This is a genomic window from Microcoleus sp. B9-D4 (assembly GCF_036705105.1).
Classification (GTDB): domain Bacteria; phylum Cyanobacteriota; class Cyanobacteriia; order Cyanobacteriales; family Microcoleaceae; genus Microcoleus.
The window spans coordinates 63236-89381 of the sequence record NZ_JAUBTS010000018.1; the positions used below are offsets into that span (position 1 = coordinate 63236).

Sequence of the window (26146 nt, forward strand, 5' to 3'; positions counted from 1 at the left end):
CGCTATCCACGTAGCGGGATTACTGTTTTTTGAAAAAAGACAATTTTAAAAAATAAATATATTATTTATTTGTAGGAGCGGGTTTTACGAAAGATATTTCGGGTAATTCATAATATAAATAAACCTGCCCCCCGATTTGTGGAGGGCGGGTTTATTTATATTATGAATTACATCAAAAATTTTCGGTGAAACCGGCCCCTACGAGCATTGGGAGCAAGAATATTTTAGCCGTTAATCACAGAGCCTCCGTTGGGATGCAAAATTTGACCCGTCATGTAAGACGAATCTTTTGAAGCTAAAAACACGTAACTGGGGGCAACTTCATCGGGTTGACCGGCGCGTCCCAAGGCTGTGTCTGCACCAAATTTCTCCACTTTTTCTTCAGGGAAAGTTGCAGGAATTAGAGGCGTCCAAATCGGGCCGGGGGCGACTCCGTTGACGCGAATTCCTTTCTCAGCTAAACTTTGAGACAAAGAACGAGTAAAGGCAACAATTGCTCCTTTTGTGGATGAGTAATCTAGCAATTGTTGATTGCCTTTGTAGGCGGTGACAGAGGTAGTGTTGATAATTGCACTTCCTTCTTTGAGGTGTTTGAGAGCGGCTTTTGTGAGGTAAAACATTGAGAAAATGTTGGTGCGGAAGGTGCGCTCTAATTGTTCGGCGGTGATGTTTTCGATGCTTTCTTGGGGATGCTGTTCGGCGGCGTTGTTGACGAGGATGTCGAGGCGGCCGAATTCTTTAACTGTTTGTTCTACAAGGTTTTGACAGACGCTTTCATCGCCGATGTCGCCTGCGATCGCCATACAGCGCCGACCTTGTTGTTCGATCGCCTCTTTGGTCTTTTTAGCATCATCATCTTCGTTGAGATAGCTGATGACCACGTTAGCGCCTTCTTTGGCAAAGGCGATCGCCACTGCACGCCCGATCCCACTGTCTCCGCCGGTAATTAAGGCTACTTTGTCCCGCAATTTGTCGCTACCGCGATAGCCCTCCGCGAAGGATTGAGGTTGCGGAGTCATCTCGGATTCAATACCGGGTTGCTGTTCTTGATGTTGAGCCGGATTAATCTTCTGTTCGGTTGGCATAAAAAATTCCTCTAAGTTCTACCTTCATAAATAAAGGTTTTCTGGAGGTAGGACATCGTTCTTTTTGCCGATCGTAGTCTACTACTAAAGACAGCCCCGCGAGTCTTTGATTGTGGAGGGCTGGTCGATCGAAATTGCGAGTTTTCCTGAAACATTGTCTGTAATTGAAGAGATAAATAAACCCGCCCTCCTAACTAACCTATGGTTATGGAGGGCGGGTTTATCTACAAAGCAGCTAGTTGCTAATTGCTAAGTCTCAAATTAGAAACTTCAGCTAACCTTAACTCCGGGCCGGGAGCTGGAGCGCCCAACATTAATTTATCGTCGAGCTTCTGATCTGCTAAAAACGTTAGGATCGAAGCCTGTACCTGCTCTGGCAAATTCTTGACAACAACATTAGCCGCGTCACGATTATTAAGTACGATCGTGTTGTCAACAGGGGTAGCAGATTCAGCAACTAAGCCGCCTTCTGTCAGCGGATCTAGACTAGAAATACTTCTTTGCTGAGTTGTCGCCGGTCTTGGAGGCGAAGGCACTGTATTGGGGCCGGGCACGTCAAAGTTAACCGGATTCGGTCCAGTCGCGATCGGGAACGGGTTCGGAACGCTCGGATCGAAGACTTCCAACACCGAGTAGGTATCGGGCAACAAATCAGGAAACACAGCAATGCCTCGACCATCAATTAAGACAGTTCTTACTATCGGACTATCAACCCCTGGATCGTAGCGACCGTTCCGATTCAAATCCAAAACAAACGGAACATCAGCCAGACCCGGTTCCCCTCCATCTTGAAAGCCGTTGCGGTTGTCGTCTCGGAATTTCGGAACCAACAAATCGTAACGGCGAGTGTTGCCAATCAAAGCGCAAGTAAAAGTTTGATTGGGGCCCAGAACAATATCCAGCGGTTGAGTCGTTTGGACAAAATTCTGTTGAGCGGGAGAAAGTTCTTCTCGAAGGCTATAGGTGCCAGGAGCCAAATTATTGAACGCAAAAGTACCAAATCCACTGGTAGTTTGAAATGGTTCAGTTTCCTGGCGCACGCCATCGCGGTTGAGATCGAGATAAACAATAACGCCGTTAATGAACGGTTCATTGCCATCTCGATAGCCGTTCTGGTTAAAGTCCTCAAATTTGCAACCGGTGATGTTGCTGTTCGGCGTGTTGGCAAAAGTGACGTTAGCGTCCTGAAGGTTGAGAGCGACAGAAACAGCAGCAGGCGTGGAAGGCGAAAAATTATTGGGTACAATTTCCCGTACTGTGTAATTGCCTGGTGTTAAGTTAGGAAAAACATTCCGACCTGCACGACTCGCGGCTCCAACAATATCAGGTCGTTCATTGGTTGCTAGATCCCGAGTCGTGACTGTAGGTTCTGTTGCTGACTGAAACTGACCGTCGTTGTTGAGGTCAAGAAATACTTGGACACCATTTCGACCTGTTTCACCTTGCTCTGGTTCAAAGCGCCCGTTTGCATTCAGGTCATTGTATTTGAAGATATTGATGTTCGGGAGAGTGTTACCCACACCGGCATTATCCCCAACGCCCTGATTAATTCCAATAGAAGTAAAGAAGAGTGCTGGCGAGGGGTTAGGGGCAGGGAAAGGCACGGGCGTGTTTGCAAAAATCGGTCGCTCGCCCGTTGTGGCAATCAGTCTTTCCCCAACTTGTCGAACGCCGTCAAAGTTGTCGTCTACGAATTTGGGGTCGTTTGGTTTCAGCGTATAGTTTGGGTCGGCTACTAACAGCGGTTGCTCTCTGGTGATTGTTCCCTGGAATCGCGCCTGCGGCCCTGGTGCCGAAACCAAAGTGGGATTGGAAGTAGTAGGTACTGGCAAATTTAAATTGCCGGGAGTCCCGCCACCTACTGCAGCAGGCAGTACCGAGGGAAAAATTTCCAGCACGGGGTAAGTGCCAGCAAACAAATTGCGGAAAGTAACCCTTCCGTTTAAATCGGTGATGTCGATTGGTTCCGATCCTTCATCCCACCGACCGTTCTCGTTCAAATCTAAAACGAAGGGTACTCGGGCAACGGCGGGTTCCAAAACTCCACTAACTACATTTCGCGTACCGCTGCGGTCTCTGTCTTCAAATTTGATAACTTCAATTTGATAGAGCGGGGTGTTGCCCACTTGAGCGCAGGCAAAGGTTTCACCGGCTGCTACCGTCACGTCGAGTAGGGGAATGCTTTCAGGTGGGGTGCTTTGGGGAAAATCTACTTCTAACGGTTCCGCTGTCGGAGGAACAGAGCTATCCTGAATTCTTAGTACGCTGTTGGGAGCTGGCGGTCTGAGCCGTTCCTCCCGAACTTTGTAGGTTCCAGGTTCTACGTCAAACGACCACCGACCATTTTTGTCTGTTAGCGTTGCGCGATCTGTTCCTGCATCAAATTGACCGTTGCCATTGATATCGAGATATATCCTGACATTTTTAATGCCCGGTTCATCTCCATCTCGAAAACCATCGTTATCTATGTCTAGGTATTTGCATCCTACAATCCGGCTGCCTACAAGTGCTGTGTTGCCAAATAAAACGTTGACATTTCTGTTTCCCGTAACGTTGACAGCGAGGGGATTGGGAGTAGTATTACGGAAACCACCAGGTACTGTTTCTGTGAGTACGTAGTTGCTAGGGACAAGATTTATGAATGAGAACGCGCCGTTAGCGTCCGTCCTAGTTACCGCTTCTCCAGTACCAGCATTAAACACACCGTTGCTGCTTGTTGCTGATTCCAGGAGGATGGCGACGTTCGGTAGACCTTCTTCACCGGACTGTCTGATACCATCCGCGTTCCGGTCATTAAACTTGATCCCTAGAATTGCCAGACCAGCATTCCCCACCACAACTGGCTGTAATTGCTGGGCTTTGAGCACTTGCTCTTCGTTAATATTTGAAGTCATGATTTCTCTCCTTCACACCTAAATCCACGTAAATTACAGACTACTGTATGGGTTGTAACTTGCTGAGTAGTTTTTACTAATAGCTGACAACCGCTACTCGATTTTACATACGTCTGCACTTGAGGTAATGTTCCCATCTCACACAACAATGCCTCAAGCTTTGTCGCTGGCAAGTATATCAGGTTTTGAAGAGCCCTGGCAATTTGAGGGCAACATCTTCATGATTTGCACGCCTTCTGTGTCCGTACATACTTGCTGTTTCGAGCTTTAAAAAGCCTAAGACTGAGTGCTCCCCCCTGATATCTAGTCCGGTGGCATCGTTCTTGTTTGTCATGGTTCGCTGTGGATGGCGATCGCAGCCTCAGCGATTGCCAAGCACAGCGAACTATGAGCGATCGAGCTACCGGACTTGATATGACTTGCTTTGCCTGCAAATACGCCGATCGGGTTTGGGGGAATTACCTGATAGTTTCTCACTTACAGAGATGCTACTGCCTCTGAATATTGCACCCAATATACAAGCCAGCTTCGGATTTGCCGGAACTTAGGCTTGAGTGTTGGAGGTTGCCAACAATAGGGTATCACGCGATCGCCCTTTCACCTCTTCGTTATTTTTATCTGCGGTTGGCGATTGGGGGCGATCGAGCTTTGTGTCACCCTACATAACCCCGAAATCTCTCGCGCCCATCGGCACAAACGAGTGAGCGATCGCCGGATTATTTAATTCATTGGTATTGACAAAATTACTAATTTGTCCGTTAGGCTCCAGACCGACATTCTGTTGCCCAAAGTTAGGAGTATTGCCTAAATTTGCAAAAAATCCATCACTCAAAAATTTACTAATTTGATCACTATCACGACACTGGCTCAAAAGCAAGCTATCGGCCCCCATCTTGGCTGCAGGTTCGCCCGCATAGTTACGGGCATCCGTCAGCGGGTCGCCCAAGGGTTTAGCCGACAGACCCTCAGCCTCTCCAGTCACCAAATCGATATCTATGCTGCTAGCCCGAATATCTGCGGAGACCACAACCACCGCAGGTGGAGTCGTTAAAATGAAACCGGGCGGCGGAACTTCGCGGACAACATAACTACCTACAGGAACGTTACGGAAACTGTAATTACCCTGAACGTCGCTTAAGGTACTCGCTTCGCCCGGATCTAAACTGCTGTTGTTGTTGAGGTCGATGTAAATCTGAGTGTTGGCGATCGGCGGTTCGCCCGGATCTAGGCGGCCGTTGGCGTTAAAATCGTTAAATTTCACACCGCTGATGGTGCCAGTCACCAACACGTTACCAAAGCTGAGATTAGTGGCATTTGTGCCGTTACCCACGGCGATCGGAGTCGGATTGGGCGTAGTTTGTCGAAAACCGGGCTGCGGGACTTCCCGGACCACATAAGTCCCTTGAGGCAAATTGATAAAAGAGAAATTACCTTCAGGGTTGGTTAAAGTCGAAGGTTCGCCCGGATCTAAACTGCCGTTGTTGTTGAAATCAAGGTAAATCGGCCAGTTGGCAACTCTCGGTTCCGTCGGTTCGTTGATACCGTTAGCGTTGAGGTCGTTGAACTTGAACCCGCTGATGCTGCCGGTAGGAAAATTGTTGCCGAAATTGACGCCGACAACGTTGGTATTGCCGATGATGTCGATCGGGCCTGGATTTGGCGTAGTCTGTACCCATCCCGGTTGCTGGCCTTCCCTCACGAAATATCGGCCGGGAGAAACATTGGCAAAAGTGTAGTTGCCTTGCGGGTTTGTGATGGTGTTGGGTTCGCCCGGATCAAAGCTGCCGTTGCCGTTGAGGTCGATGTAAATTGGCCAGTTGGTCAGAGGCGGGTCTGTCGCATCTCGGACGCTGTTGGCATTGAGGTCGTTATATTTGAGACCGCTGATGCTGCCGACAAAAAAGACATTGCCAAAATTGATGTTGTTGACAGTGGCATTGGAAGTAACGTTAACCGGGCCGGGGTCAGGCGTGGTTTGGCGAAAACCCGGTTGCTGGACTTCTCTTACCAAATATGTATCTGCAGGAATATTGACAAAAGCGTAATTGCCTTCAACGTTTGTAAAAGTAAAAGGTTCGCCGCCGTCGAGCCTGTTGTTGCGGTTGAGGTCGAGGTAAATTTGCCAGTTAGCTAGCCCTTGTTCGCCCGGATCTCGGCTGCTGTTGTTGTTGATGTCGTTGAATTTTGTGCCTGCGATCGTCCCTGCGTTAAAGTTGTTGCCAAAATTGATATTGCCAGCATTTGTGCCGCTGGTAATTGTGATGGGTGCGGGATTTGGGGTAGTTTGGCGAAAGTTCGGCTGCTGGACTTCCCTAACTTGGTAAGTTCCCGGCGGCAGGTTGGCGAAGATGTAGTTGCCTTGCGGGTTTGTGAGGGTGGAAGGTTCGTTAAACTCAAGCTGGCCGTTGTTGTTGAGGTCGAGGTAGATTTGCCAGTTGGGAATGGGAACTTCTCCGGGATCAGGGCGGCCGTTGGCGTTGAAGTCGTTGTATTTGGTGCCGCTGATGCTGCCGACTTGGAAGTTCCCGATGTTGACGTTGCCGATGTCTATTTGGCTGGCGGTTCTGAATTCGGACATGGTGTTGCTGGGGCCCAATGAACGCGGTTCAATGTTTTCTGTAGGGCAATCTAGCAGTTTTTTTGCAAATTGCAGCTATTTGAGAGGGATAAATTTTTTTAGGAAAGGGAAGGGAAGAAAAGTTGCGAGTTTTGATTTAATGTGGGAACCTGGCTTTGCCTCGGAACCAGTAAATGCCCGATGCCCAATTCCCAATGCCCAAATTTCCAATTTTTTCCAGATTTGATGTACGATCGCTACCAGTTTTGCAGAGGTCGAATTTCCAATGTCCCAAAACTTGACAGCAAGCTGGAATGAAGCCCGCGAGGTTCCAAGTTTGCTCTTCGGCTGGAGTTTGTGCGGTTTATTGGCAATAGGCTCGATCGCCCCTACTCCTGCTGTCGCACAGCTACCTACCTCCGAACAAGGTAACAGCAACAGCCCGAGCGCTCAAACAGGTGCGATCGTCCGTCCCGCAATCAAATTGGGCAGCCGCGGCTCGGAAGTCATCGAACTCCAAGCTGCTCTTCAATTGTTGGGCTTTTATACTGGCACTGTAGACGGGATTTTCTCACAAAGCACCGCTAGAGCTGTGTCTCAGTTCCAGGAAGCAGCAGGCTTGGCTCCCGACGCCATAGTCGGTCAAGATACTTGGAATCGGCTGTTTCCAGCAGATCCGAGCGCGCTCGAAAACCCGATCGCCAACGCTTCTGCAACTGCCGACAACTCAGAGATTAACCCCGAAGCACAGCCAACCAATTTTGCCGTTTTAAGAAGACGAATGCGCGGGCCGGCAGTCAGAGATTTGCAAGAGCGGCTGCGGGCCAAGGGATTTTTGCGGGTGAGTCCTGACGGCGTGTTTGGCCCGGAAACTCAAGCTGCTGTCAAGGCGGCTCAGCGACAATATCAACTGCCAGCAGACGGCATTGTCGGCCGCGCTACTTGGGAAGCTCTGCTGCGTTGACTGTTGACTGTTGACTGTTGACTGTTGACTGTTGACTGTTCGGTGTTAACAGCCAAAGACTGCTTGCTACTTCAAAATTTCAATATTTTAGGGCCTAGCATAGTCGATGTAACGCCGTACTTTGGTAAAACAACCCGGTTTCTACCTAAGTCCTAGATTTTATTGACCAACTGCACATTGTGCGACATTGTAATTTTACAAATTGTTAATAATCGCTTTTGAAAGTATTTCGTCATATCAAAAAGTGTCAAGTTTGGTAAACAAAGTGTTTTTAGGCGCGCAGTTGGTGTTAACTTAAAAACATGAGGGGCAAAACCAAGAAGCACAAAAAACTTGGATAAAAAACTTGGAATTAGAGTATTTGTCCCGCTCGGCTCTAGTCCGCAGGCAACGCCTGAACCGTGTAGCTTATTAGCAAAGAAAGGTTGATATTGCGATTCGTATTGGTTAGATAGCTTGAGGCTATTGGATTAATCAAAAGTTGCGATCGTACAGTCAAACACAGAAGTCTGAATAGACTCCGCTGATAGCTAGCTCGTCCGCAGAGTAGTTGCCAAAAAGTCCACCTTAGTTGTAGTTTGCTGAAACTCAGCAGAGCTAAAAACCCACTTGAATCAACTTAATTTACAAACTTTTTAGGGTCTGGCATCCGATATGCTAGGCCCTAAAATTTTTGATAGTTTACAGTTGACAAACTAATAGACCTCTTGCAAAAGTCCTTTTAATAAAATTTGGGAACGGGCAAGATGCCCGTTCCACAAAAAACATTTTTTCTTGTGGAACGGGCAAGATGCCCGTCCTAGTTATTTTTGAAAGAGGTCTAATGACTACTGACTAATGACTAATGACTACTGACTAATGACCATTTCATTTAATTTCTTCAATTCGAGCATTCAAGCCGTTAGCGGTGAGCATTTGTAGCAATTCGTCAGCTTTTTCGCGTTCCCGAAAAGCACCGGCTTGGATCACCGGTCGTCCGCTGGAAAAAGAGCGAAAAGCACCGGGAACGAGAGATTTGATTTTTTGTCGATCGCCCCAACTGTTGGCATCCACCACAACTCGATAGCGCAAACCCAAAGCAGACGGTCGATCGAATGAGGGCGAATTATCCGCGGCATCGGGCAAAGAATTCCCCCCTAAAGCAGCAGGTACATAACCGCCCCTTCCGATAGGAATGTTGCGGCCCGGAACCGGCAATCTACCCTCGGAAGCAACCGAACTCGAACTATCAAAATTGGGAGGAATAATTGGTTGCTGTACCGAAATTTCCGAAACCGATCGATAATTAGGATCGGGCACAGGAATTGCGATCGTCCCTGGGACTACCGATGAAGCACCGACATTCCTCCCAGAAAGCTCTTGCCGCAACTCAGCGCTGGGCGGTGCCGATAGATTTGGCACTGGTCGCCTGGAAACGGGCGCACGCGGGGGAAGTGGCGCTCTTTCAACTCTGGGGCTTAGCCGTCCGGGGGTGTAAGCAGGGAGAGAAGTGTCGGGGCCGCCGATGCTGGGAGGTCGATCGGTCGTTAGCTGCAAAGCACTTCCCCCCATTGGCCCAGGGGTAAAAGTTCCCGCCACATCAACCGATCCCGTCGTCCGGTTTCTCAACAATTGATTGCCGTAAGCTGGGATTACTTGACCTTTGGCCGCATTGTTCACATCATACTGACCGTTGTTGCGAATGACATTGCCCCCCGGTTCGGCTGCTGTTCCCAAATCCGGCAGAGATCTCGATATCGCCACAATTCCGTCCCGGCGATTACTCTCGATATAATTGTTACGCAGCACCGGTCTAGCATCAGCTTGCACCACCACGCCATCCTTATTGCGAGTAATTTTGTTACCGATCAGCAGAGGCGAAGCGTTCTGCGCTACATTTACCCCAAATCCCGTGTTTTCAAACACATTATCTCGAACTTCCGGCTGGGAACTGCCAAAAATAGTAATGCCGTTAGCTCCATTTTTCGAGAAAACATTCCCGCCAATCGTCGGCCTGGAAGTACCGACTACCGAAATTCCGTCGTGAGTGCTGCCAGAAAAAGTATTGTTGACAACCGTCGGAGAACTCGATTCGATCCACAAAGCGTAACCGCGAGAGTTGGTATTCGTCACCGTCACCCCGCTGAGTCCCGCCCCATCTGCGCCTAAAATGGCAATATTTTGACCCGCCGAAGTCGGACTGATAAAGTATCCTCCGCCTTTGATGACAATATTCTGACCGCGAGTGTTGGGATTTCCCTGAACTGTCACGCTGGGCCTGAGCATTAATGGAAATTTTTCGCCGGTTTGCTCGCTGTAAGTACCGGGCGCTAGCAAAATCGCTGTTTTGGGCGGGGCTACGCTTAAGGCGTAGGTAAGGGTTTTAAACGGAGATCGATCGCTGCCGTTGCCTCCTGTGTCACTGCCGCCGATCGAGCTGACGTACAGTATGTTAATCTCGCTCTGCGGGGTCTGAGAAAGTAGCTGCACTGCGGGTATCTCGGCAGCGATAACTGACGGTTGATGGTTGCCCAGGGCGGTCATCGCAAAAACGAGCAGAAGGCAAGAACTTAAACAAGATTTTTGCGATCGCTTTTCTTTGCACCAGGTCTGTTGTAAGTAAATCAGCATAAAAAAACGCAACTTATCTGTGATCCGAGTTTCGCCTCCGGTGTTTCGTGTCGGGTTTTCGCGATCGAAGTTTAAAGACGCCCGCCTGCTTGGGTTGTTCTCCCTTAATCTTTTGTGTTGTTCTGCTAACCTCACGGCTCTCCTCCCAAGTGTGGTATGCAGCTTAACGATTTCACTCTCATCAAGTTTGATCTATTATGCTTCGTTTTTCTCAAATTCAATAAAACTTAAAAATTTGTCTAAATTAAATCGGTTGAGGTAAAAATTAGGCCGATCGCTTTGCTACGATCTTGACAAGCGAATTTCAAAGGTGGTACAAGCCCCCCTCTCGATCCGTGGAATCAATCGAAAGCATCTCAAATCTAAAATCCTCAAGCCCCCGAATTTATCTCGCGCAAGTCAATCCAAAATCCAAAATCTAAAATCTAAAATCGAATGACGGCGTGGGAGAATATAGCGGTTTGACTGGTAGGATTAATTATAATTAGGGTGGTTCTGAATGACCGACAAACAAAACAGAACTTTACCGGCACAGCCAGCCCTCTGCCGGATTTTAGATGCAAATTTAGATCGATCGCGCGAAGGGTTGAGAATTATTGAAGAATGGTGCAGGTTTGGTCTCAACAGCTCGGATTTAGCTGGCGAGTGCAAGCAACTGCGTCAAGAATTGGCGGCTTGGCACGTCGCAGAACTTCGCAGTGCTAGGGATACGGCGGCTGATCCGGGTACGGAGTTGACTCACCCGCAGGAAGAGCAGCGTTCGAGCATTCAGCAGCTACTGGAGGCGAATTTCTGTCGGGTGGAAGAAGCTCTGCGGGTACTCGAAGAGTATGGCAAAATTTACGATCGGAATATGGGCGCGGCTTTTAAGCAGATGCGCTATCGGGTTTATACTCTCGAAAGCGATTTGCTGGCTTACCGGCGCTACCAGCAGTTACTTCGATCGCAGTTATACCTTGTAACTTCGCCGAGAGACAACTTGATGGGGGTCGTGGAAGCTGCTTTGCAAGGGGGACTGACTTTGGTGCAGTACCGCGACAAAACCTCAGACGACGGGGTAAAGCTGGCCAACGCGCGTAAGCTTTGCGAACTTTGTCACCGCTATGATGCTTTGCTGATTGTGAACGATCGCGTGGATTTTGCGATCGCAGCGGATGCCGACGGCGTACACTTAGGACAGCAAGATTTGCCTGTGGCGGAAGCGCGCAAGTTGCTCGGCCCGGGACGGATCATCGGTTGTTCGACTACGAATGGCGAGGAAATGCAGCGAGCGGTTGATGCGGGAGCCGACTATATTGGAGTTGGGCCTGTTTACTCCACTCCTACTAAACCTGATAAACAGGCGGCGGGTTTGGACTATGTGCGGTATGCTGCTACTAAGTCACCGATTCCGTGGTTTGCGATCGGTGGAATTGATATCAACAACCTCGATGAAATATTGAATGCCGGAGCTCAAAGGGTTGCCATAGTACGCGCGATTATGGAAGCAGAACAGCCTACTTTAGTCACGCAGTTTTTCATTTCGCAGTTGATTCGGATGCAGAATCTCAAAGCTCAGAAAGCTTTGCACGGAAAAAGCTAGGTTGATTGGAGATTTGTAGGGCGGGTTTAGCACAGGAATTCTGTGCATCAAATATAATAATTTTGTTACAAAACCCGCCCGGAAAACAGATATTTTACTTATGATAAATCAAATTGCGCTGCAAGTTAACGGAGAAACCCGCAATTGTGCGATCGACACACCGTTACCAAAATTACTAGAACAATTGGGATTAAACCCGCGCTTAGTCGCTGTGGAGTACAACGGGGAAATTCTGCACAAACAATTTTGGGAAACTACACAGATGCAAGAAGGCGACATCTTAGAAGTTGTCACAATTGTCGGAGGAGGCTAGCCACAAATTGGTGACAAATTAAGCCTCTAGTCCGCCAGGGAATGAATTCCCTGGCTAATAGCGAAAGTCCTCTCAAGAGGACTAATGAGTTCTTCAGTCCTCATAGCGAGGACTTTAGCTTTGAGGCAGGGGTTTCAACCCCTGTCGGACTATGGGTTCTACGTTAAGTTGTCATGAAGCAGCCGAACCTAGGAACGAGGAACTAAACTGCGACAGCTTCAGCCACGGGTTCAGCCACAGGTGCTGCTACAACAGGATAAATGCTGACTTTCTTGCGAGTTTTGCCTTTTCTTTCAAAAGTTACCACACCGTCAATCATGGCAAACAGAGTATCATCTCTGCCGATACCAACATTATTACCAGGGTGAACTTTAGTGCCGCGTTGACGGATCAAAATGTTGCCAGCTTTGACAACTTGACCGCCGTACTTTTTGACACCCAGACGCTGAGAATTAGAGTCGCGTCCGTTACGTGTACTGCCTGTACCTTTCTTGTGGGCCATAATATCCTCAACTGTATTTACTATGTTTTATTCTGAATCAGTTTCGGCAGTTTGGGGAGTTTCAACAACTGCTTGAGTTAAGTCTCTGGCTGCTAAGACTGTACCGTTGACGCTAATCGAGTCAATCATAAAGCGAGTTGTTTCTTGACGGTGCCCTTTTTTCTTCCGAGTTTTCTTTTTCGGCTTCATCTTGTAGACGAGGACTTTGCGGCCCCGGAAATGCCGGAGAACCGTTCCTTCTACAGTGGCATTTTCTAGTAGAGGCTGACCGATATGAACCTCGCCTTCGTGCTGGATCAGAAATACTTTGTCTATGGTGACTTTGGATTCAGCTTCAACGTGAAGCAGTTCGATGTCGTAGAAGCGGCCTGGTTCTACCCGAAATTGTTTGCCGCCGGTTTCAATGATTGCGTAAGTCATGGGATGGTTGTTGAGATTGCCGTACAGGTAGCTGATGAGTCATTGGTCATTGGTCGTTGTGGACTTTTGACTGCTGACTGCTCTTCAGCTTTTGGAATGTCTTAACCTGATCCGAGCCGGATTTAGACAGACAATCTACTATTATTGCGGATTATTGGAGTTTTGTCAAGTTTTATGGCACCGGAAATTTCTAATTAGGGATAAAAATAGTAGATGCTGTAACTTTTTTATCCCATTGATCCAAAAGGTCGATCGAACTCGATTCAAGCAGTCGCAGAACATTTGCGCGATCGTAACAATTCCAAAGCTTGTTGTTTCACCCTACCTTCCATCACCTCTTTCTGCAAATTAATAAAAGCGTCAAAATCTTCTAAACCATACTTGGTCATCTGCAACTGCTGTCGCAACTGTTCTTCGGCCTCAACCGTTAAGTAACCTGTTGCCAAAGCTTTGCGGACAATTTTACTGATTAAAGTCATAGTAGCTTCACCCTGAATACACCTACGTTAAAACACTGAAGTTTTGTCAACCGACTAACTCAGCTTTTAGTTTGTTTCATAATTACCCTTAAAATAGGTTAAATCTACCTTAAGGTCTATGTAAATAAAGTTATTTTTAATACATCCAGGAAACTTGAGCGATTTTAAATGTACAGTGCGATTAAGTTAATCTATTTAGTTTTTGCCATAAAAGATTATTCTTCGCTTGCGTTAAATCTACCTTAAGGCATAATTTAAACATAACGATTTGTGACATGGGAAATTGTATCGATTTTAAATAATGTAGAGTGCGCTTAAATAGGTATATTTAGTTTCTGTCTAACAACAGCCTCCATTCTCTGACAGCAAAAGGAGGAACCAGCAATTGTGTCTCATTGTGATTTTTCACAGGCAAATTCAACAGCAAAGGTCGATTACTTTCCAATTGTGTAATTATTGATTTTAAATCGTATTCTCCGACATTAATTGGCAAACCAGACTCGTTCCAAATATCATTAGCCTTGCCAATTTCCAGCTTTCCCGCCGCAACTTTCAGTGGAACAGGATGCTGCAATTCTGTTCCGGGAAATCCTACTAATCTCAGATTTAAAGACTTTACTACTCCCGACTTGACTCGCTTGTACAAAACAACTTGCCATGCTTTGTCATCAGTATCACGCAGGCTTTGTACGGATCGGAACATTACTGTCTCGGCAGTTTCGGGATATTTGTGAATCGAAGCCAAAGCGGGCGGGCTGACAGCTAAGATTAGATACAAACACAAGATAATTACAGTTAAAGCTTTGAAGAAGGAAGGTTTTGTACTGAGATTGTTCATAGGATGACCAAAATATCGCTTGTTACCCAAAAGTTTAATAGATAAAAAAGTAGGGTGCGTCGCACGCACCCTACTCCTCATTTTAAACCTAGATGAATCCAACTGCCTGCTTAGGCGGGAAGAGCATAAAAAGCAACCCCCTCATCCCGGAAATCTGACCTCCCCTGTACCACCCGCCGCTGCTCTTCGCTTCTTGTGAAAAAGTGTGTAATATTTAGCGGATTTTCCCGTTCCCTCGACAGGTTGGTAAAACGATAGACGGGTATTGCACCCGGAACAGCCGTGCTATATGAATTGAAAACCTCCCCCTGATCGCGGAACTGGGGTAAGGTGCGAACAAACTGTATCTCACCAGGTTTATTAGTAAAGAAATAGGTTCCTGATGCCGTATTTAAGAAGCGTTGAACCTTTGCGTTACCGTCGCCTGGAGCAACAAATTCATCGCCTTCACTCTGGAAACGAGAAGGGTTGGTTAGTCGGTCACTTTTCTCTATTGGGTCTGTAGTATAAAAATGCCCTCCTGCCGTCTTGTCAAAGAAACGCGCGACGGGAATGCCAGTACTGCCTCCTTGATTTACAGGCGCACCTGTTATAGGGTCTTTCAAGGTGACAGTGCCACTGGGAGTTGAAACCCCTAATGTGAAAGGCTGAGGAAATTCTGTTGACCTATTATAGCTAGTCACGCGGACTACATAGTTCACACCAGGCAGACTTGTAAGCGGGAAAGAAGCACCATTGAAGTATTCGTTAGTATTAAAATTCGGTATTTTTGAGTTTGCGTTGGGGAAGTTGCCGCCGCCATCATCATCCTGAGCAACCAGAAGAGCCCCAGCCCCATCAGCTAGATTCGCACCAATCCTGTCTTTGGGTACCTGAAAGACTTGCACGTAAGGGTCGTAGGTAGCGCTCAGATCTTTAAAGAGATCAATTGATATAGGCTGATTAACTAACTCTACCTCTAAGAGGTAATCTTTAGCGCGAGTTCTTGCAGAACCATCGTTAGGATTAGGAGTGGGGATATCCTTGTCAGTTGTAGTTAACTGATTTGTCACTTGAACTGATGCCATTTAAACTGTCCTCCTAACTTTTCTGAGAGCAGGTGTTATAAAATACTGCCTACTACATTTATAAAACACTCAAGACCGATAAGTTACCTAACAGCTATTAGTATTTTTATTAGGTGTTTTTGTGAGAAGTACACCCACATAGGGATAGGCTTTATTTACAATAAATTTTATAACGTATCTAAAATATCCTCAGAAGCCAGTAAAAATACTTAATAAGTTAGATACTTAAGCTGGTAAAATCATCAATAATTATGAGTGTGCTTCTGCTTGTTAGTATACATGACATACCAAAATAAAGCTTTACAAATACCAGCACAAAAGTTTATAGAGGCTGCGGCTTGCTGGAATCTCGAACAGTTATATGCAGACTTGACAGCGGCCAAGCAAGATTACACTTGCAGTAGAAAGCAGCGACTCACTCCTTTAGAAAAAACTTACCTGCGAGGATTGCTTTGCAATTACAGTCCGGTGGAAATCGCCGCCGCACTCCACCGCGAATGTGCCGGTATTAGAGTAGACTTATCGAGAGGGCTGTATCGCTACATTCAAGTTTTGACGCTGCAACAACCGAAAGACTGGAAAGAAATCCCAAGTATGCTAGAAATGCGTGGTTATCAACAAAAGGGTAGTGGAGAAACATTCCTTCCTACCTTGAGAAATTATACTCAAACTCCCCAAACTCCCATCGAAAATCGAACTGAATGGGGGCTGGCGGTGGATACGTCTATTTTCTACGGGCGCACAACAGAACTTGCTAACTTAGAACAATGGATTTTACAAGAAGACTGCCGCTTAGTTGCTGTATTGGGTATGGGTGGCATTGGCAAAACTGCTTTAGCATCTAAGCTAACAAATCTGATTAAACACCAGTTTGAGTGCTTAATTTGGGTCAACCTCAGTCATGCACCTGTGTTGGCCGATACTCTGGTAAATTTAATCGAATTTTTATCTGATCAACCGCAAAGAGATTTAGATAAATTGCAGTTAATTACTCAGGATAAAAAATTGTTTCAAGCGGGGATCTCGCAGCTTGAGTTTTCCCTGGACAGTCTAATTGCTTCCACAAATGCAATAGAACCGACAATCATCGCTGATGGTATCCAGCGCCTGATTCAGTGTTTACAAAAGCGTCGATGTTTGATAATCTTAGATGAGTGGGAAGCTGTTTTCTGCACTGAGCAGTTAACAGGAAATTATCGAGAAGGATATCAAGTGTATGGGGAATTTCTGAAACAAGTAGGAAAATCGCAGCATCAAAGTTGCTTGCTGCTGACTAGCTGCGAAAAACCTAAAGAAATTGCGGCGTTAGAAGGTCAAAATCAATCTGTACGGTCATTGAAATTGGGTAGTTTGGGAGAAGCGTCTGTGGAAATCCTTAAAAACAAGGGTTTGTCTGAAGAAGGTGAATACTCACAATTGATAGAGGCATACAGTGGCAATCCTTTAGCGTTAAAAATAGTAACGACAACTATTCATGATATGTTTGGCGACAGCATTGCTAAATTTTTAAGAAATGGGCTGTTTCTGGGAGATTATAGCGATACGTTATCTCGGCAGTTTAATCGCTTATCAGGATTAGAAATCCAGATATTACACTGCATGGCGAAAGAAGTCAAGCCTGTTGGTTGTGAAAATTTGTACTCCGATATTCAGCAAGATCGGGATTCAGAATTGCTGAAGGCGCTGGAATCGCTTTTAAGACGATCGCTAATTGAAACAGTCCAAGCCGAAAGTGAAACTCTGTTCGCGCTTCAACCTGCGGTAAAGAAATATGTGATGTCTGTGGCAAGATTGCCTAAGCTATAAATAATCTACCGAGGTTCTATTTCCAATCGGTTTCAGCTTGGGATAGCACGTAAGCTGAAACATCGATAATTTGTTGTTCCGACAAACGATCTTTGTAAGCGGGCATAATACCTTTGCCGTTGGTTACTAAGTTGGAAATGTTGGCGATGGAATCCATGCCGTATTTTTTTAAGGCTTTTTGTTTCAAGTTTTTGCCGCGCCTGATAATGTTGCTGCCGTTGATGTGACACCCTGCACAGTTGGTGGTGAAGACTTCGGCTGCGGTTGCGGTTGCGGGAGTTGTAGCTGTATCTGCGATCGCAATTTGGGAATTAGTGGCGATTTCTACAAATCCCAGTGTCAGTATCAATAGAAAGGCGGTGAGAATTTTTTTTAAGTTCTTTAGCGAAATCATTTTGTATTTGCCATTTGAAAAATAGTGCTGAATTTAATAATATCACTAAGTACGCATTTTTGGGGTTAACTCAGCGATTTATTCTTCCCAATCGAATGTGCGGGAAACTGCTTTTTTCCAAAAGCGATATTTTTGCTCGCGAAGTGCGATCGGCATTTTCGGCTCCCAAGTACAATCCACCGCCCAATTGTCCCGCAATTCGGCTAGCTGACTCCAAAAACCTACGGCTAAACCAGCCGCATAAGCCGCACCGAGTGCAGTAGTTTCTGCTACCACAGGCCGCACCACAGGCACTCCCAAAACATCGCTCTGAAACTGCATCAGCGTGTGATTTCCCACCATACCTCCGTCTACTTTTAAAGACAAAAGCTGCACTGCTGAATCCTGATTCATCGCATCCAATACTTCTCGCGTTTGCCACGCTGTAGCTTCCAATACTGCGCGGGCAATGTGTGCCTTAGTCGCGTAGCGAGTTAAACCTGCAATTACTCCCCGCGCGCTGTCTTTCCAATAGGGTGCGTAGAGTCCAGAAAAAGCCGGGACAACGTAAACTCCGCCGCTATCTTCGACTGTATTTGCTAATGTTTCTACTTCCGCAGATGTTTTGATGATGCCCAAATTGTCGCGCAGCCACTGGACTAAAGCTCCGGCGATCGCAATACTGCCTTCCAAAGCATACACAGCGGGCGATTCCCCCATCTTGTAGGCGACTGTTGTCAGTAATCCTTGCTTTGAAGGGACGATCGCCTCACCAGTATTCAGCAGCATAAAACAGCCCGTACCGTAAGTATTTTTCGCCTCCCCCGGACTGAAACAAGTTTGCCCGACGAGGGCGGCCTGCTGATCGCCCAAAGCAGCAGCAATCGGAACACCTGCAAGCAATCCTTTTGCAATTCCAAAAACTTGACTCGAAGGGCGAATTTCTGGCAGCATCTGGCGGGGAATTGCCATTATTTCCAAAGTTTCCGCATCCCAATCAAGGGTTTGCAAATCCATCAGCATCGTGCGGCTGGCGTTGGTAACATCGGTAATGTGCGCGCCGCCAGTCAGGTGCCAAATCAGAAAAGTATCGACATTGCCAAAAATCGCATCCCCTTGATTTGCAGATTCCCGCAATCCTGGAATATTGTCCAGCATCCACTTAATTTTCGGCCCGCTGAAATAAGTTGCCAGCGGCAAACCGCATCGTTTTTGAAATCTATCTTTGCCCTCAACTTCAGCTAATTTATCGCAAATAAAGCGAGTGCGGGTATCTTGCCAAACAATCGCATTGCCGTAAGAGTTGCCAGTTTTTCTGTCCCAAATAATTGTAGTTTCGCGCTGGTTGGTAATACCGAGTGCCGCAATCTCTTTGGGGTCGATCTTGCCGATTTCGAGGGTATTTTTAATCACGCTTTGGGTGCGCTGCCAAATTTCCTCTGGATTGTGTTCCACCCATCCTGGTTGGGGATAGATTTGCTGGTGTTCTTGTTGGTTGCTGCAAATTATCTGTCCCAGGCGATCGAATATGATAAATCTGGTGCTGGTGGTTCCTTGGTCGATCGCTGCTACGTATTTTTTGGCCAATTGTCTAAAATATTTTTAGTAATGAGGTCTTTAACGTATATGATACTATATCTAGAAGTCAAATTAATGTCAAAAACTTTAGCTTACGGAATTCCCCAAGTTGAAACTGGCAGATTTGCTGAGGCTCGATCGCACAATTAAGGTTATTGGCTTTGACGACGCTCCGTTTTCTCGTACAAGCGGCAGTCTGGTGTCGATCGCGGGCATAGTCTGCGGGGGAACGCGATTTGAAGGAATGGTGTGGGGACAAGCCCTCCCAGACGGATTAGATGCCACGGATGCTATTTCTGGGCTACTCCTCGGAGGCAAATTTCTGCCGCAATTGCATCTCGTTTTGCTAGACGGAATTGCTTTCGGTGGCTTCAATATTATTGACCTTCCCGAGTTAGCATCGCGGCTGCAAATTCCTTGCGTTGCTGTCATGCGGCGCCAACCAGATTTAGCTGCTGTTGAAAAAGCCCTCGGTTATTTACCCGACTCGGAATACCGTTTAGAATTGTTGCGTCGCGCTGGTAAAATTTACGCTTTTGAACCTTTCTTTTTTCAAGTTTGCGGCGAACAACCAGAAGTAATAGCGAGGGTTCTCCAGCGTTTGACAGACACGGGGAAAGTTCCTGAAGCGTTGCGTTTGGCTCATTTGATTGGTGCGGCTGTAATTACTGGAGTTAGCGGCAGTTCTGCTTGAATTCTTGTTAAGAACGGGCAAGATGCCCGTTCCACAAAGAGGAAATTTTCTTATGGGTGGATCGGATATCCTGTTAAGAACGGGCAAGATGCCCGTTCCACACAGAGTAAATTTTATTGTGGGCTGGGCAGGATATCCTGTTAAGAACGGGCAAGATGCCCGTTCCACACAGAGTAAATTTTATTGTGGGCTGGGCATCCTGCCCGGCCATGAAAAGTTTATTGACAATGGTGCAATATCTCAGTTTCTACTCGCTTAATTACACAATTTCGCCCTCTAATTCACCGAATTCGATTTTAGTTCCCAACGCCAAAGTTAGGGTACTTTCAGGTTCTACCATTTTTATATCACCTTGAATGTCTGTAGCCCACCAAGCGCGATCGCACAAATTGGTCAATCCTAACGAAAGCTCGTTTCTCGAACGAGAAGTGACTATAGCTACAAGACCGTTAGATGCTGCGGCTGTTAAACTCGGTATGTCAGAAGTGAATATTTGAGTTCCCGCACTCAGAGGAATAACTCGACTGCCTAATTTCAGGGAAAATTGACCGCTGGTAAAAGAATTTACTGCGGGCTGATCTGATATAAATGTAGGCGGAATATTTGTTGGTGTTGGGGCTGGCAAGTCAGAGTTTCCTACTGTAATTGTACAGTTGCCGATTTTCTTTTGGTCGCCCGATCGCAAATAACTCACGGCCCCGCTATCGAGATTCTCGCAAACAATTTGACCTGCTTCTAATTGAAACCGCATTGCTAGGGGCGAAACATTAGGAATGCAGATAATAGACAAATTTTCATCACTGCCAAAAGTCACTGGTTCCGAACCCAGAGTGAGAGTGCGATTTGCTCCCGTATCGTAACTAATTACTAGCCAAGCTTTGTTGAACAAAGTTTCAGCTACAACTAGCATAATTCCAATCCAAAAACCGATCGCAGCACAGCCAGCTAAACGGCCCGCCGTACCGGATAAATTGTAAGCAAATAGAATAAACAAACAGCCGCCCAACACACCCCCAACACCGCCGCCTCCCATGCCGCGAAGCGCCCCCAAATTAGGAATCCGCTGTGCAAGTCCCAGTCCTAACAAACTGCCAGCTATTCCCCAGCAAATTACTCGCAATAATTCGTTGTTTCCGTCGCCAATTCCGCTGTAAATACCTTCGGCGATCGCTCCAGAAATGGCTCCTGCAATTAAACCAAACAATCCGCCATTTTTTAAAGCCTGTTTAATTTGAGGCTTGCCTTTGATATAGTAATAATAGCCGAACATGATAGCCGTAGCAATACCACCGCCTACCAATCCAAACCACCGAGCTGTGGACAATACACTGTCAAAAACAGATTCCGAACCAGTGAGTCCCTGCATGAAAGGTTCGGTGATGAGATTGCCGACGAAACCGCCGACTGCACCGCTAATGCCAAACTGTAAAGCTTTTTTAAGGGCTGATAGATTTCTTTTCACGGCGCACCAGATTTAAAGTGAGAGTCAAATCTAGCTACAAGCTCGAAAGTTACGATTTCCGATGATTTTATATCTGGCATCGCGATCGAGAACAGGCCAGATGCCTGTTCCACAAACACAAAGAGTGAGTGTTCTTGCGGGGAGTAAAAGTTGGGCCCCAGATCCCGCCCATCCAAAACTTATTGAGAATGCTGCAAGATGTGAGACGATCGCACATCTCCCCCCTCACTGGTGTCAACTTAAGGTAAAACCGATAGTCCGTCAGGGGTGGAAACAAGAACCTCAAAGCCAAAGTCCTCGCTTCGCGAGGACTAATGAGTTCTTCAGTCCTCTTTTAGAGGACTTTCGCTATGAGACAGGGAATTCATTCCCTGGCGGACTGCCGGGTGAGCGAGAGGACTGGTGGACTAAAAGCTTAAGTTGACACCAATGCTCCCCGCCTCTCTCCCCCCATCTCCCGCTTGTCTCCCTCTCAGGGCCAAGCCTTTGATCCTCGCGCGATCGCCCGTCACAATTCCCTCGCGAGGGATGGGTCGCCTGTAACCCTTGCTGCTAGATAATTTTAGCAACTTTTAAACTATGAAATTTTAACGAAGAAGACCCAAGCGATGGCCCAAATATGAAAAGTAATGTTACAAACTATTACAGTAACACTCAGAATGTGAACATAATGCCTCAAAATACTTGCGAGAGGTAGTTGTGTCAGAGAAGCAATATCCTTACTAACTGCCCGACAGTCACTCGATCGCCACTAAGTGGCCTGCTGCAATCTTGATCATAAATTAAAGATCGCATCAGTCATTTATGGTATTGTAAGCGACAGGCTTAGTGCGAGCACTCACAACCGCACCGGCGTGAAGAACCAGCGCCGTTAAGCACCGAAGGCAGTCACCCGCCAACAACTTCAACAGTTGCTGAGTGTGGAAAGTCCAGCCTTCCCCGTCAAAGCTCCTGCCTGAGCAGGAAAGATACGGGACGCAAGTGCCCGCCTTCGCTAGCTCAGCGCAGAGCAGTTCATATAGCAAAATATCCAGCGGGTACACACAAGATGAGTATCGTCACCAAATCAATCGTCAACGCAGACGCCGAAGCTCGCTACTTGAGCCCAGGTGAATTAGATCGGATCAAAAGCTTCGTCACCTCTGGTGAACGCCGCGTCCGCATCGCCCAAATTTTGAGCGAATCCCGCGAACGCATCGTCAAGCAAGCAGGCGACCAACTTTTCCAAAAGCGCCCTGATATTGTTTCTCCCGGCGGCAACGCTTACGGCGAAGAAATGACCGCAACTTGCTTGCGCGACATGGACTACTACCTGCGTTTGATTACCTACGGAATCGTAGCTGGCGACATTACTCCGATCGAAGAAATCGGTATTGTCGGCGTCCGCGAAATGTACAAATCTCTCGGCACCCCGATTGAAGCCGTCGCCGAAGGCGTTCGCGCTATGAAAAATGCAGCAAGCTCGCTGCTGTCTGGAGAAGATGCTTCCGAAGCTTCCTCCTACTTCGACTACGTTATCGGTGCGATGCAGTAAGGAATTTCGATTTTAGGTTTTCGATTTTAGATTAAAAAATTGGGGGTTGCCGGCAACAAGTTAAAAGCTTTTGCAAATAACCAGCCACTTAAAAATCTCAAATCCCAAATCCCAAATTCCAAATTCTAGCTCCAAAATTGGACTGACTCAGCCACTTTCTAGGAAACAAGACAACCATGCAAGACGCAATTACCGCCGTTATCAATTCCTCTGACGTTCAAGGTAAGTACCTCGACATCAGCGCTCTAGACAAGCTCAAGAACTACTTTGCTTCTGGCGAACTGCGCGTCCGCGCCGCTACAGCCATCAGCGCTAATGCAGCCACAATCGTCAAAGAAGCAGTTGCTAAGTCTCTGTTGTACTCTGATGTAACTCGTCCCGGCGGCAATATGTACACCACTCGTCGTTATGCAGCTTGCATCCGCGACTTGGACTACTACCTCCGCTACGCCACCTACGCTATGCTAGCTGGCGACCCTTCCATCCTCGATGAGCGCGTGCTCAACGGTTTGAAAGAAACCTACAACTCCTTGGGCGTGCCCATCGGTTCTACCGTACAAGCAATCCAAGCAATGAAAGAAGTCACCGCCGGTTTGGTCGGTTCTGACGCTGGAAAAGAAATGGGCGTCTATTTCGACTACATCTGCTCTGGCTTGAGCTAAGACTCAGGAAGAAGGAAGAAGGAAGAAGGAAGAAGGAAGAAGAAGGAAGAAAGAAAAATATTTATTTCTTGCCTCTTTTAACTTTTAACTTTGGACTTGTTACCTTTGACTTTGAAAAGAGGTCAGGGAAGTTGAGAGTGATTGCTAGACCGTCAAAGGCTTGTCGAGAAAGCCCGACGAGTTTTAACGAGCTAGTTTTGACTCCTAACTCCCTGCCTTCAATCTTTAAAAAATCCATCTAATAATCTGTAAACCTACTCAGGAGTTAGTTTCCCATGAGAATGTTTAAGGTGACTGCTTGCGTCCCAAGTCAAACCCGCATCCGCACTCAGCGCGAATTGCAAAATACCTATTTTACTAAGCTCGTTCCTTACGACAACTGGTTCCGGGAACAGCAAAGAATTATGAAAATGGGCGGCAGAATTATTAAAGTGCAACTGGCTACGGGTAAGCCCGGTGCTAATACCGGTCTACTTTAAGAGCCGAAGCTGGATTAGTAGAGGGGTAAGAGGTCGCGATGACCTCTTTTTTGTTGTTATATAGCAATCCTCGCATCATTTGCATAATTATTGTAGGGGCAATCCCCCGTGGTTGCCCGATAGATAGGGGGTAGGCACTCTTAGCACTACCCCTACAAATTTATCTGAATCATTTAGGATTCCTCTAGTAGAAGGAAGAATGTCCAGCGTTGTTAATCTCATCATTGACAAATATTTCAATAAGAAGACAGTATAACTGCGATTATCGCTAACAAAACAGCAAGCATTTGTGGTAACGTAATAGCCTCTTTCAAGAATAAAGACGATAATAATATAGTAATCAGCGGGTAGATAGACGTAACACTCACCACATTGGCAACTTCACCTTTGCCAAGGGCTATAAAAAATACTAATGATGCCACAGTGCCACAAACGCCAACTAACATGGCAAAAAAAATTCCCCTAACATCTCCCTCAAAACTAAAATTATTAGTTTGGATAATAATAAATAAAGTAGTTAAAATAGCGCCAATTGCTTCATAAACAAAAGCAGTTTTAGAGTCAATATATTTAGTTGCTAAATTGCCAAAAAATCCCCACAAACCATATAATAGCGAGCAGATTAATGCGTAAATTAACCAATCTGGTACTTTAGCCATCTTTGTTAGAGTTTATTGAGATCATTCTAAAATCCTATGGCTAATGACATTCGACGCTTGATTCCATTTTTTGACCCCAGCGCGTCTCAATGGGCCGCTGAGGCTCGGTGGCTGAGGTGGCTGACTTTTCTGTGGCTGTTTGTCGGGCTGACAGCATTGTTTTCGGCTTCCTATCCCATTGCCAATTATGAATTTGGAGATGGCCTTTATTATTTTAAACGACAGCTAATCGCAGTGGCGATCGGGCTGGCCGGCTTTAACTTGATAGTGTACTCCCCACTGCGCTACATCATGAAAACATCTCAGTTAGGCGTTTTATTGCTGCTGGGATTGCTCTGGTTGACCTTAGTTCCGGGAGTGGGAACCACCATCAACGGGGCGACTCGCTGGATATCTCTGGGCCCGGTTCCGATTATTCAACCTTCGGAGTTGATTAAGCCGTTTTTTGTTCTCCAAAGCGCCCGCATTTTCGGTAACTGGCCCCGGTTGACAAATAAAGTTCGCTTAACTTGGCTGTTAATTTTCGGTGCAATGCTTTTGGGAATTTTGTTGCAGCCAAATTTAAGTACCACGGCTTTGTGCGGGATGACTTTGTGGTTGGTGGCAATGGCTGCGGGCTTACCTTACTTGCAGTTGGGCGCAACGGCTATGGGGGGAATGCTTTTAGCGGTTTTAAGTATTAGTTTGAGGGAATATCAGCGCCGCCGGATTATGTCTTTTCTCAATCCTTGGGCTGATCCGATGCAAGACGGCTATCAGTTGATTCAAAGTCTCCTGGCTGTTGGTTCTGGGGGCATTTGGGGTGTGGGTTTGGGGATGTCGCAGCAAAAGTTATTTTATTTGCCGATTCAGTACAGCGATTTTATTTTTGCTGTGTTTGCTGAGGAGTTTGGTTTGGTGGGAGGTTTCTCGCTGTTGCTGATGTTGGCGGCTTACTCGACTGTGGCTTTGAGGGTAGCGATGAAGGCTCGAAATATTGAGTCTCAGTTGGTGGCGATTGGGGTGATGGTGGTGATGGTGGGACAGTCGCTGCTGAATATTGGGGTGGCGACGGGGGTTTTGCCGACTACGGGTTTGCCACTGCCGTTTTTTAGTTACGGGGGTTCGTCGATGTTGGCGAGTTTGTTGTTGTCGGGGTTGCTGATTCGGGTGGCTAGGGAGAGTTCTGAGGCTGATGTGGTTTCTTTAAACGGCCTCCGTGGAAAGCCGGGAAAGCCTAAGTTGCGATCGAACAACGCCACTACACAAACTGAATAATTTGTCAATAGTAAACACACCCGATTAACTTCCAGGATCTGCCTGGGAACCAATACCCAGAAGAATAGCCTCGATTCTTGCTGGGGCAAATTGGAGGCAGAGCCTCCGGATCTGCATTACCAGGCAGAGCCTGGTAACGAGTAATAGCTGATAAAAACTAACGATCGACTATTTCCGCCCGTCTCTTGCTGGGGCCAATTGGAGGCGGAGCCTCCGGATCTGCGTTACCAGGCAGATCCTGGTAACGAGTAATGGCTGATAAAAACTAACGATCGACTATTTCCGCCCGTCTCTTGCTGGGGCCAATTGGAGGCGGAGCCTCCGGATCTGC

The 26146-nt window shown here is 46.8% G+C and carries 24 protein-coding genes; 10 read left to right on the forward strand and 14 right to left on the reverse strand.

Annotated features, from left to right (window positions below):
- Positions 1-224 precede the first annotated feature (224 nt).
- The 4 genes from QUB24_RS13490 to QUB24_RS13505 all read right to left on the reverse strand — a co-directional run bounded on the left by QUB24_RS13490 (position 225) and on the right by QUB24_RS13505 (position 6557).
- Positions 225-1085, reverse strand: a complete 861-nt coding sequence (locus QUB24_RS13490; RefSeq protein WP_333153659.1) for an SDR family oxidoreductase — start codon at positions 1083-1085, stop codon at positions 225-227.
- Between the two features lie 242 nt (positions 1086-1327).
- Positions 1328-3979, reverse strand: coding sequence for an SdrD B-like domain-containing protein (locus QUB24_RS13495; RefSeq protein WP_333153661.1), 2652 nt, complete (start codon positions 3977-3979; stop codon positions 1328-1330).
- Between the two features lie 330 nt (positions 3980-4309).
- The gene (locus QUB24_RS13500; RefSeq protein WP_333153663.1) at positions 4310-4456 is read right to left on the reverse strand and encodes a hypothetical protein; all 147 of its coding nucleotides are present in this window, start codon (positions 4454-4456) and stop codon (positions 4310-4312) included.
- Positions 4457-4637: 181 nt separating this feature from the next.
- The gene (locus QUB24_RS13505; protein ID WP_333153665.1) at positions 4638-6557 is read right to left on the reverse strand and encodes an SdrD B-like domain-containing protein; all 1920 of its coding nucleotides are present in this window, start codon (positions 6555-6557) and stop codon (positions 4638-4640) included.
- 265 nt (positions 6558-6822) lie between these two features.
- Here QUB24_RS13505 and QUB24_RS13510 point away from each other — a divergent pair, with 265 nt between their 5' ends.
- Entirely contained in the window at positions 6823-7500 is a 678-nt protein-coding gene (locus QUB24_RS13510) for a peptidoglycan-binding protein (protein WP_333153667.1), read from the forward strand.
- Positions 7501-8367: 867 nt separating this feature from the next.
- On the opposite strand, the gene QUB24_RS13515 is transcribed toward QUB24_RS13510, so the two are convergent.
- Positions 8368-10245 carry a DUF1565 domain-containing protein gene (locus QUB24_RS13515; RefSeq protein WP_333153669.1) on the reverse strand — a complete coding sequence of 626 codons (1878 nt, stop codon included), beginning with the start codon at positions 10243-10245 and terminating at the stop codon, positions 8368-8370.
- Positions 10246-10609: 364 nt separating this feature from the next.
- On the opposite strand from QUB24_RS13515, the gene QUB24_RS13520 reads away from it, so the two are divergent.
- Together QUB24_RS13520 and thiS are read left to right on the forward strand one after the other, a co-directional pair.
- Positions 10610-11692, forward strand: coding sequence for a thiamine phosphate synthase (locus tag QUB24_RS13520; RefSeq protein ID WP_333153671.1), 1083 nt, complete (start codon positions 10610-10612; stop codon positions 11690-11692).
- Positions 11693-11792: 100 nt separating this feature from the next.
- Positions 11793-12005 (forward strand): sulfur carrier protein ThiS, encoded by a 213-nt coding sequence (gene thiS, locus QUB24_RS13525; protein WP_015176890.1) that lies wholly within the window; start codon positions 11793-11795, stop codon positions 12003-12005.
- A gap of 202 nt (positions 12006-12207) precedes the next feature.
- Here thiS and rpmA read toward each other — a convergent pair whose 3' ends face one another.
- The 5 genes from rpmA to QUB24_RS13550 form a co-directional block, all read right to left on the reverse strand.
- Positions 12208-12507, reverse strand: a complete 300-nt coding sequence (gene rpmA / locus QUB24_RS13530; RefSeq protein ID WP_190738131.1) for a 50S ribosomal protein L27 — start codon at positions 12505-12507, stop codon at positions 12208-12210.
- A 27-nt stretch (positions 12508-12534) separates the two neighbouring features.
- Positions 12535-12927, reverse strand: a complete 393-nt coding sequence (rplU, locus tag QUB24_RS13535) for a 50S ribosomal protein L21 (RefSeq protein WP_333036112.1) — start codon at positions 12925-12927, stop codon at positions 12535-12537.
- 263 nt (positions 12928-13190) lie between these two features.
- Positions 13191-13406 carry a hypothetical protein gene (locus QUB24_RS13540; RefSeq protein WP_333145179.1) on the reverse strand — a complete coding sequence of 72 codons (216 nt, stop codon included), beginning with the start codon at positions 13404-13406 and terminating at the stop codon, positions 13191-13193.
- Between the two features lie 328 nt (positions 13407-13734).
- Entirely contained in the window at positions 13735-14244 is a 510-nt protein-coding gene (locus QUB24_RS13545) for a DUF3122 domain-containing protein (protein ID WP_333153673.1), read from the reverse strand.
- Between the two features lie 110 nt (positions 14245-14354).
- Entirely contained in the window at positions 14355-15311 is a 957-nt protein-coding gene (locus QUB24_RS13550) for a hypothetical protein (protein ID WP_333153676.1), read from the reverse strand.
- Positions 15312-15590: 279 nt separating this feature from the next.
- On the opposite strand from QUB24_RS13550, the gene QUB24_RS13555 reads away from it, so the two are divergent.
- Positions 15591-17117, forward strand: coding sequence for an NB-ARC domain-containing protein (locus tag QUB24_RS13555; protein WP_333153678.1), 1527 nt, complete (start codon positions 15591-15593; stop codon positions 17115-17117).
- A gap of 16 nt (positions 17118-17133) precedes the next feature.
- Here the strand turns inward: QUB24_RS13555 and QUB24_RS13560 are convergent, their stop codons facing one another.
- Positions 17134-17511: a c-type cytochrome gene (locus QUB24_RS13560; protein WP_333153680.1), complete on the reverse strand. Its 378-nt coding sequence runs from the start codon at positions 17509-17511 to the stop codon at positions 17134-17136.
- A 78-nt stretch (positions 17512-17589) separates the two neighbouring features.
- Positions 17590-19077 carry a glycerol kinase GlpK gene (gene glpK / locus QUB24_RS13565; protein WP_333153681.1) on the reverse strand — a complete coding sequence of 496 codons (1488 nt, stop codon included), beginning with the start codon at positions 19075-19077 and terminating at the stop codon, positions 17590-17592.
- A 100-nt stretch (positions 19078-19177) separates the two neighbouring features.
- On the opposite strand from glpK, the gene QUB24_RS13570 reads away from it, so the two are divergent.
- Together QUB24_RS13570 and QUB24_RS13575 are read left to right on the forward strand one after the other, a co-directional pair.
- Positions 19178-19762 (forward strand): endonuclease dU, encoded by a 585-nt coding sequence (locus QUB24_RS13570; RefSeq protein WP_333153682.1) that lies wholly within the window; start codon positions 19178-19180, stop codon positions 19760-19762.
- Between the two features lie 22 nt (positions 19763-19784).
- Positions 19785-20021, forward strand: coding sequence for a hypothetical protein (locus QUB24_RS13575; protein ID WP_333153683.1), 237 nt, complete (start codon positions 19785-19787; stop codon positions 20019-20021).
- On the opposite strand, the gene QUB24_RS13580 is transcribed toward QUB24_RS13575, so the two are convergent.
- Positions 20022-21224, reverse strand: a complete 1203-nt coding sequence (locus QUB24_RS13580; protein WP_333153685.1) for an FHA domain-containing protein — start codon at positions 21222-21224, stop codon at positions 20022-20024. It lies immediately after the preceding gene.
- A gap of 1048 nt (positions 21225-22272) precedes the next feature.
- Between QUB24_RS13580 and apcA the strand changes: the two genes are divergently transcribed.
- From apcA to QUB24_RS13595, 3 genes are all read left to right on the forward strand, one after another.
- A complete protein-coding gene (apcA, locus tag QUB24_RS13585) occupies positions 22273-22758 on the forward strand; it encodes an allophycocyanin subunit alpha (RefSeq protein WP_333036136.1) in 486 nt (161 codons plus the stop codon).
- A 176-nt stretch (positions 22759-22934) separates the two neighbouring features.
- Positions 22935-23420: an allophycocyanin subunit beta gene (gene apcB / locus QUB24_RS13590; protein ID WP_006634930.1), complete on the forward strand. Its 486-nt coding sequence runs from the start codon at positions 22935-22937 to the stop codon at positions 23418-23420.
- Positions 23421-23695: 275 nt separating this feature from the next.
- Positions 23696-23899, forward strand: coding sequence for a phycobilisome linker polypeptide (locus QUB24_RS13595; protein WP_006634929.1), 204 nt, complete (start codon positions 23696-23698; stop codon positions 23897-23899).
- A gap of 236 nt (positions 23900-24135) precedes the next feature.
- On the opposite strand, the gene QUB24_RS13600 is transcribed toward QUB24_RS13595, so the two are convergent.
- The gene (locus tag QUB24_RS13600; protein ID WP_333153686.1) at positions 24136-24558 is read right to left on the reverse strand and encodes an EamA family transporter; all 423 of its coding nucleotides are present in this window, start codon (positions 24556-24558) and stop codon (positions 24136-24138) included.
- Between the two features lie 36 nt (positions 24559-24594).
- Here QUB24_RS13600 and QUB24_RS13605 point away from each other — a divergent pair, with 36 nt between their 5' ends.
- On the forward strand, positions 24595-25815 hold the full coding sequence (locus QUB24_RS13605) for an FtsW/RodA/SpoVE family cell cycle protein (protein ID WP_333153688.1): 1221 nt from the start codon (positions 24595-24597) through the stop codon (positions 25813-25815).
- Positions 25816-26146 lie beyond the last annotated feature (331 nt).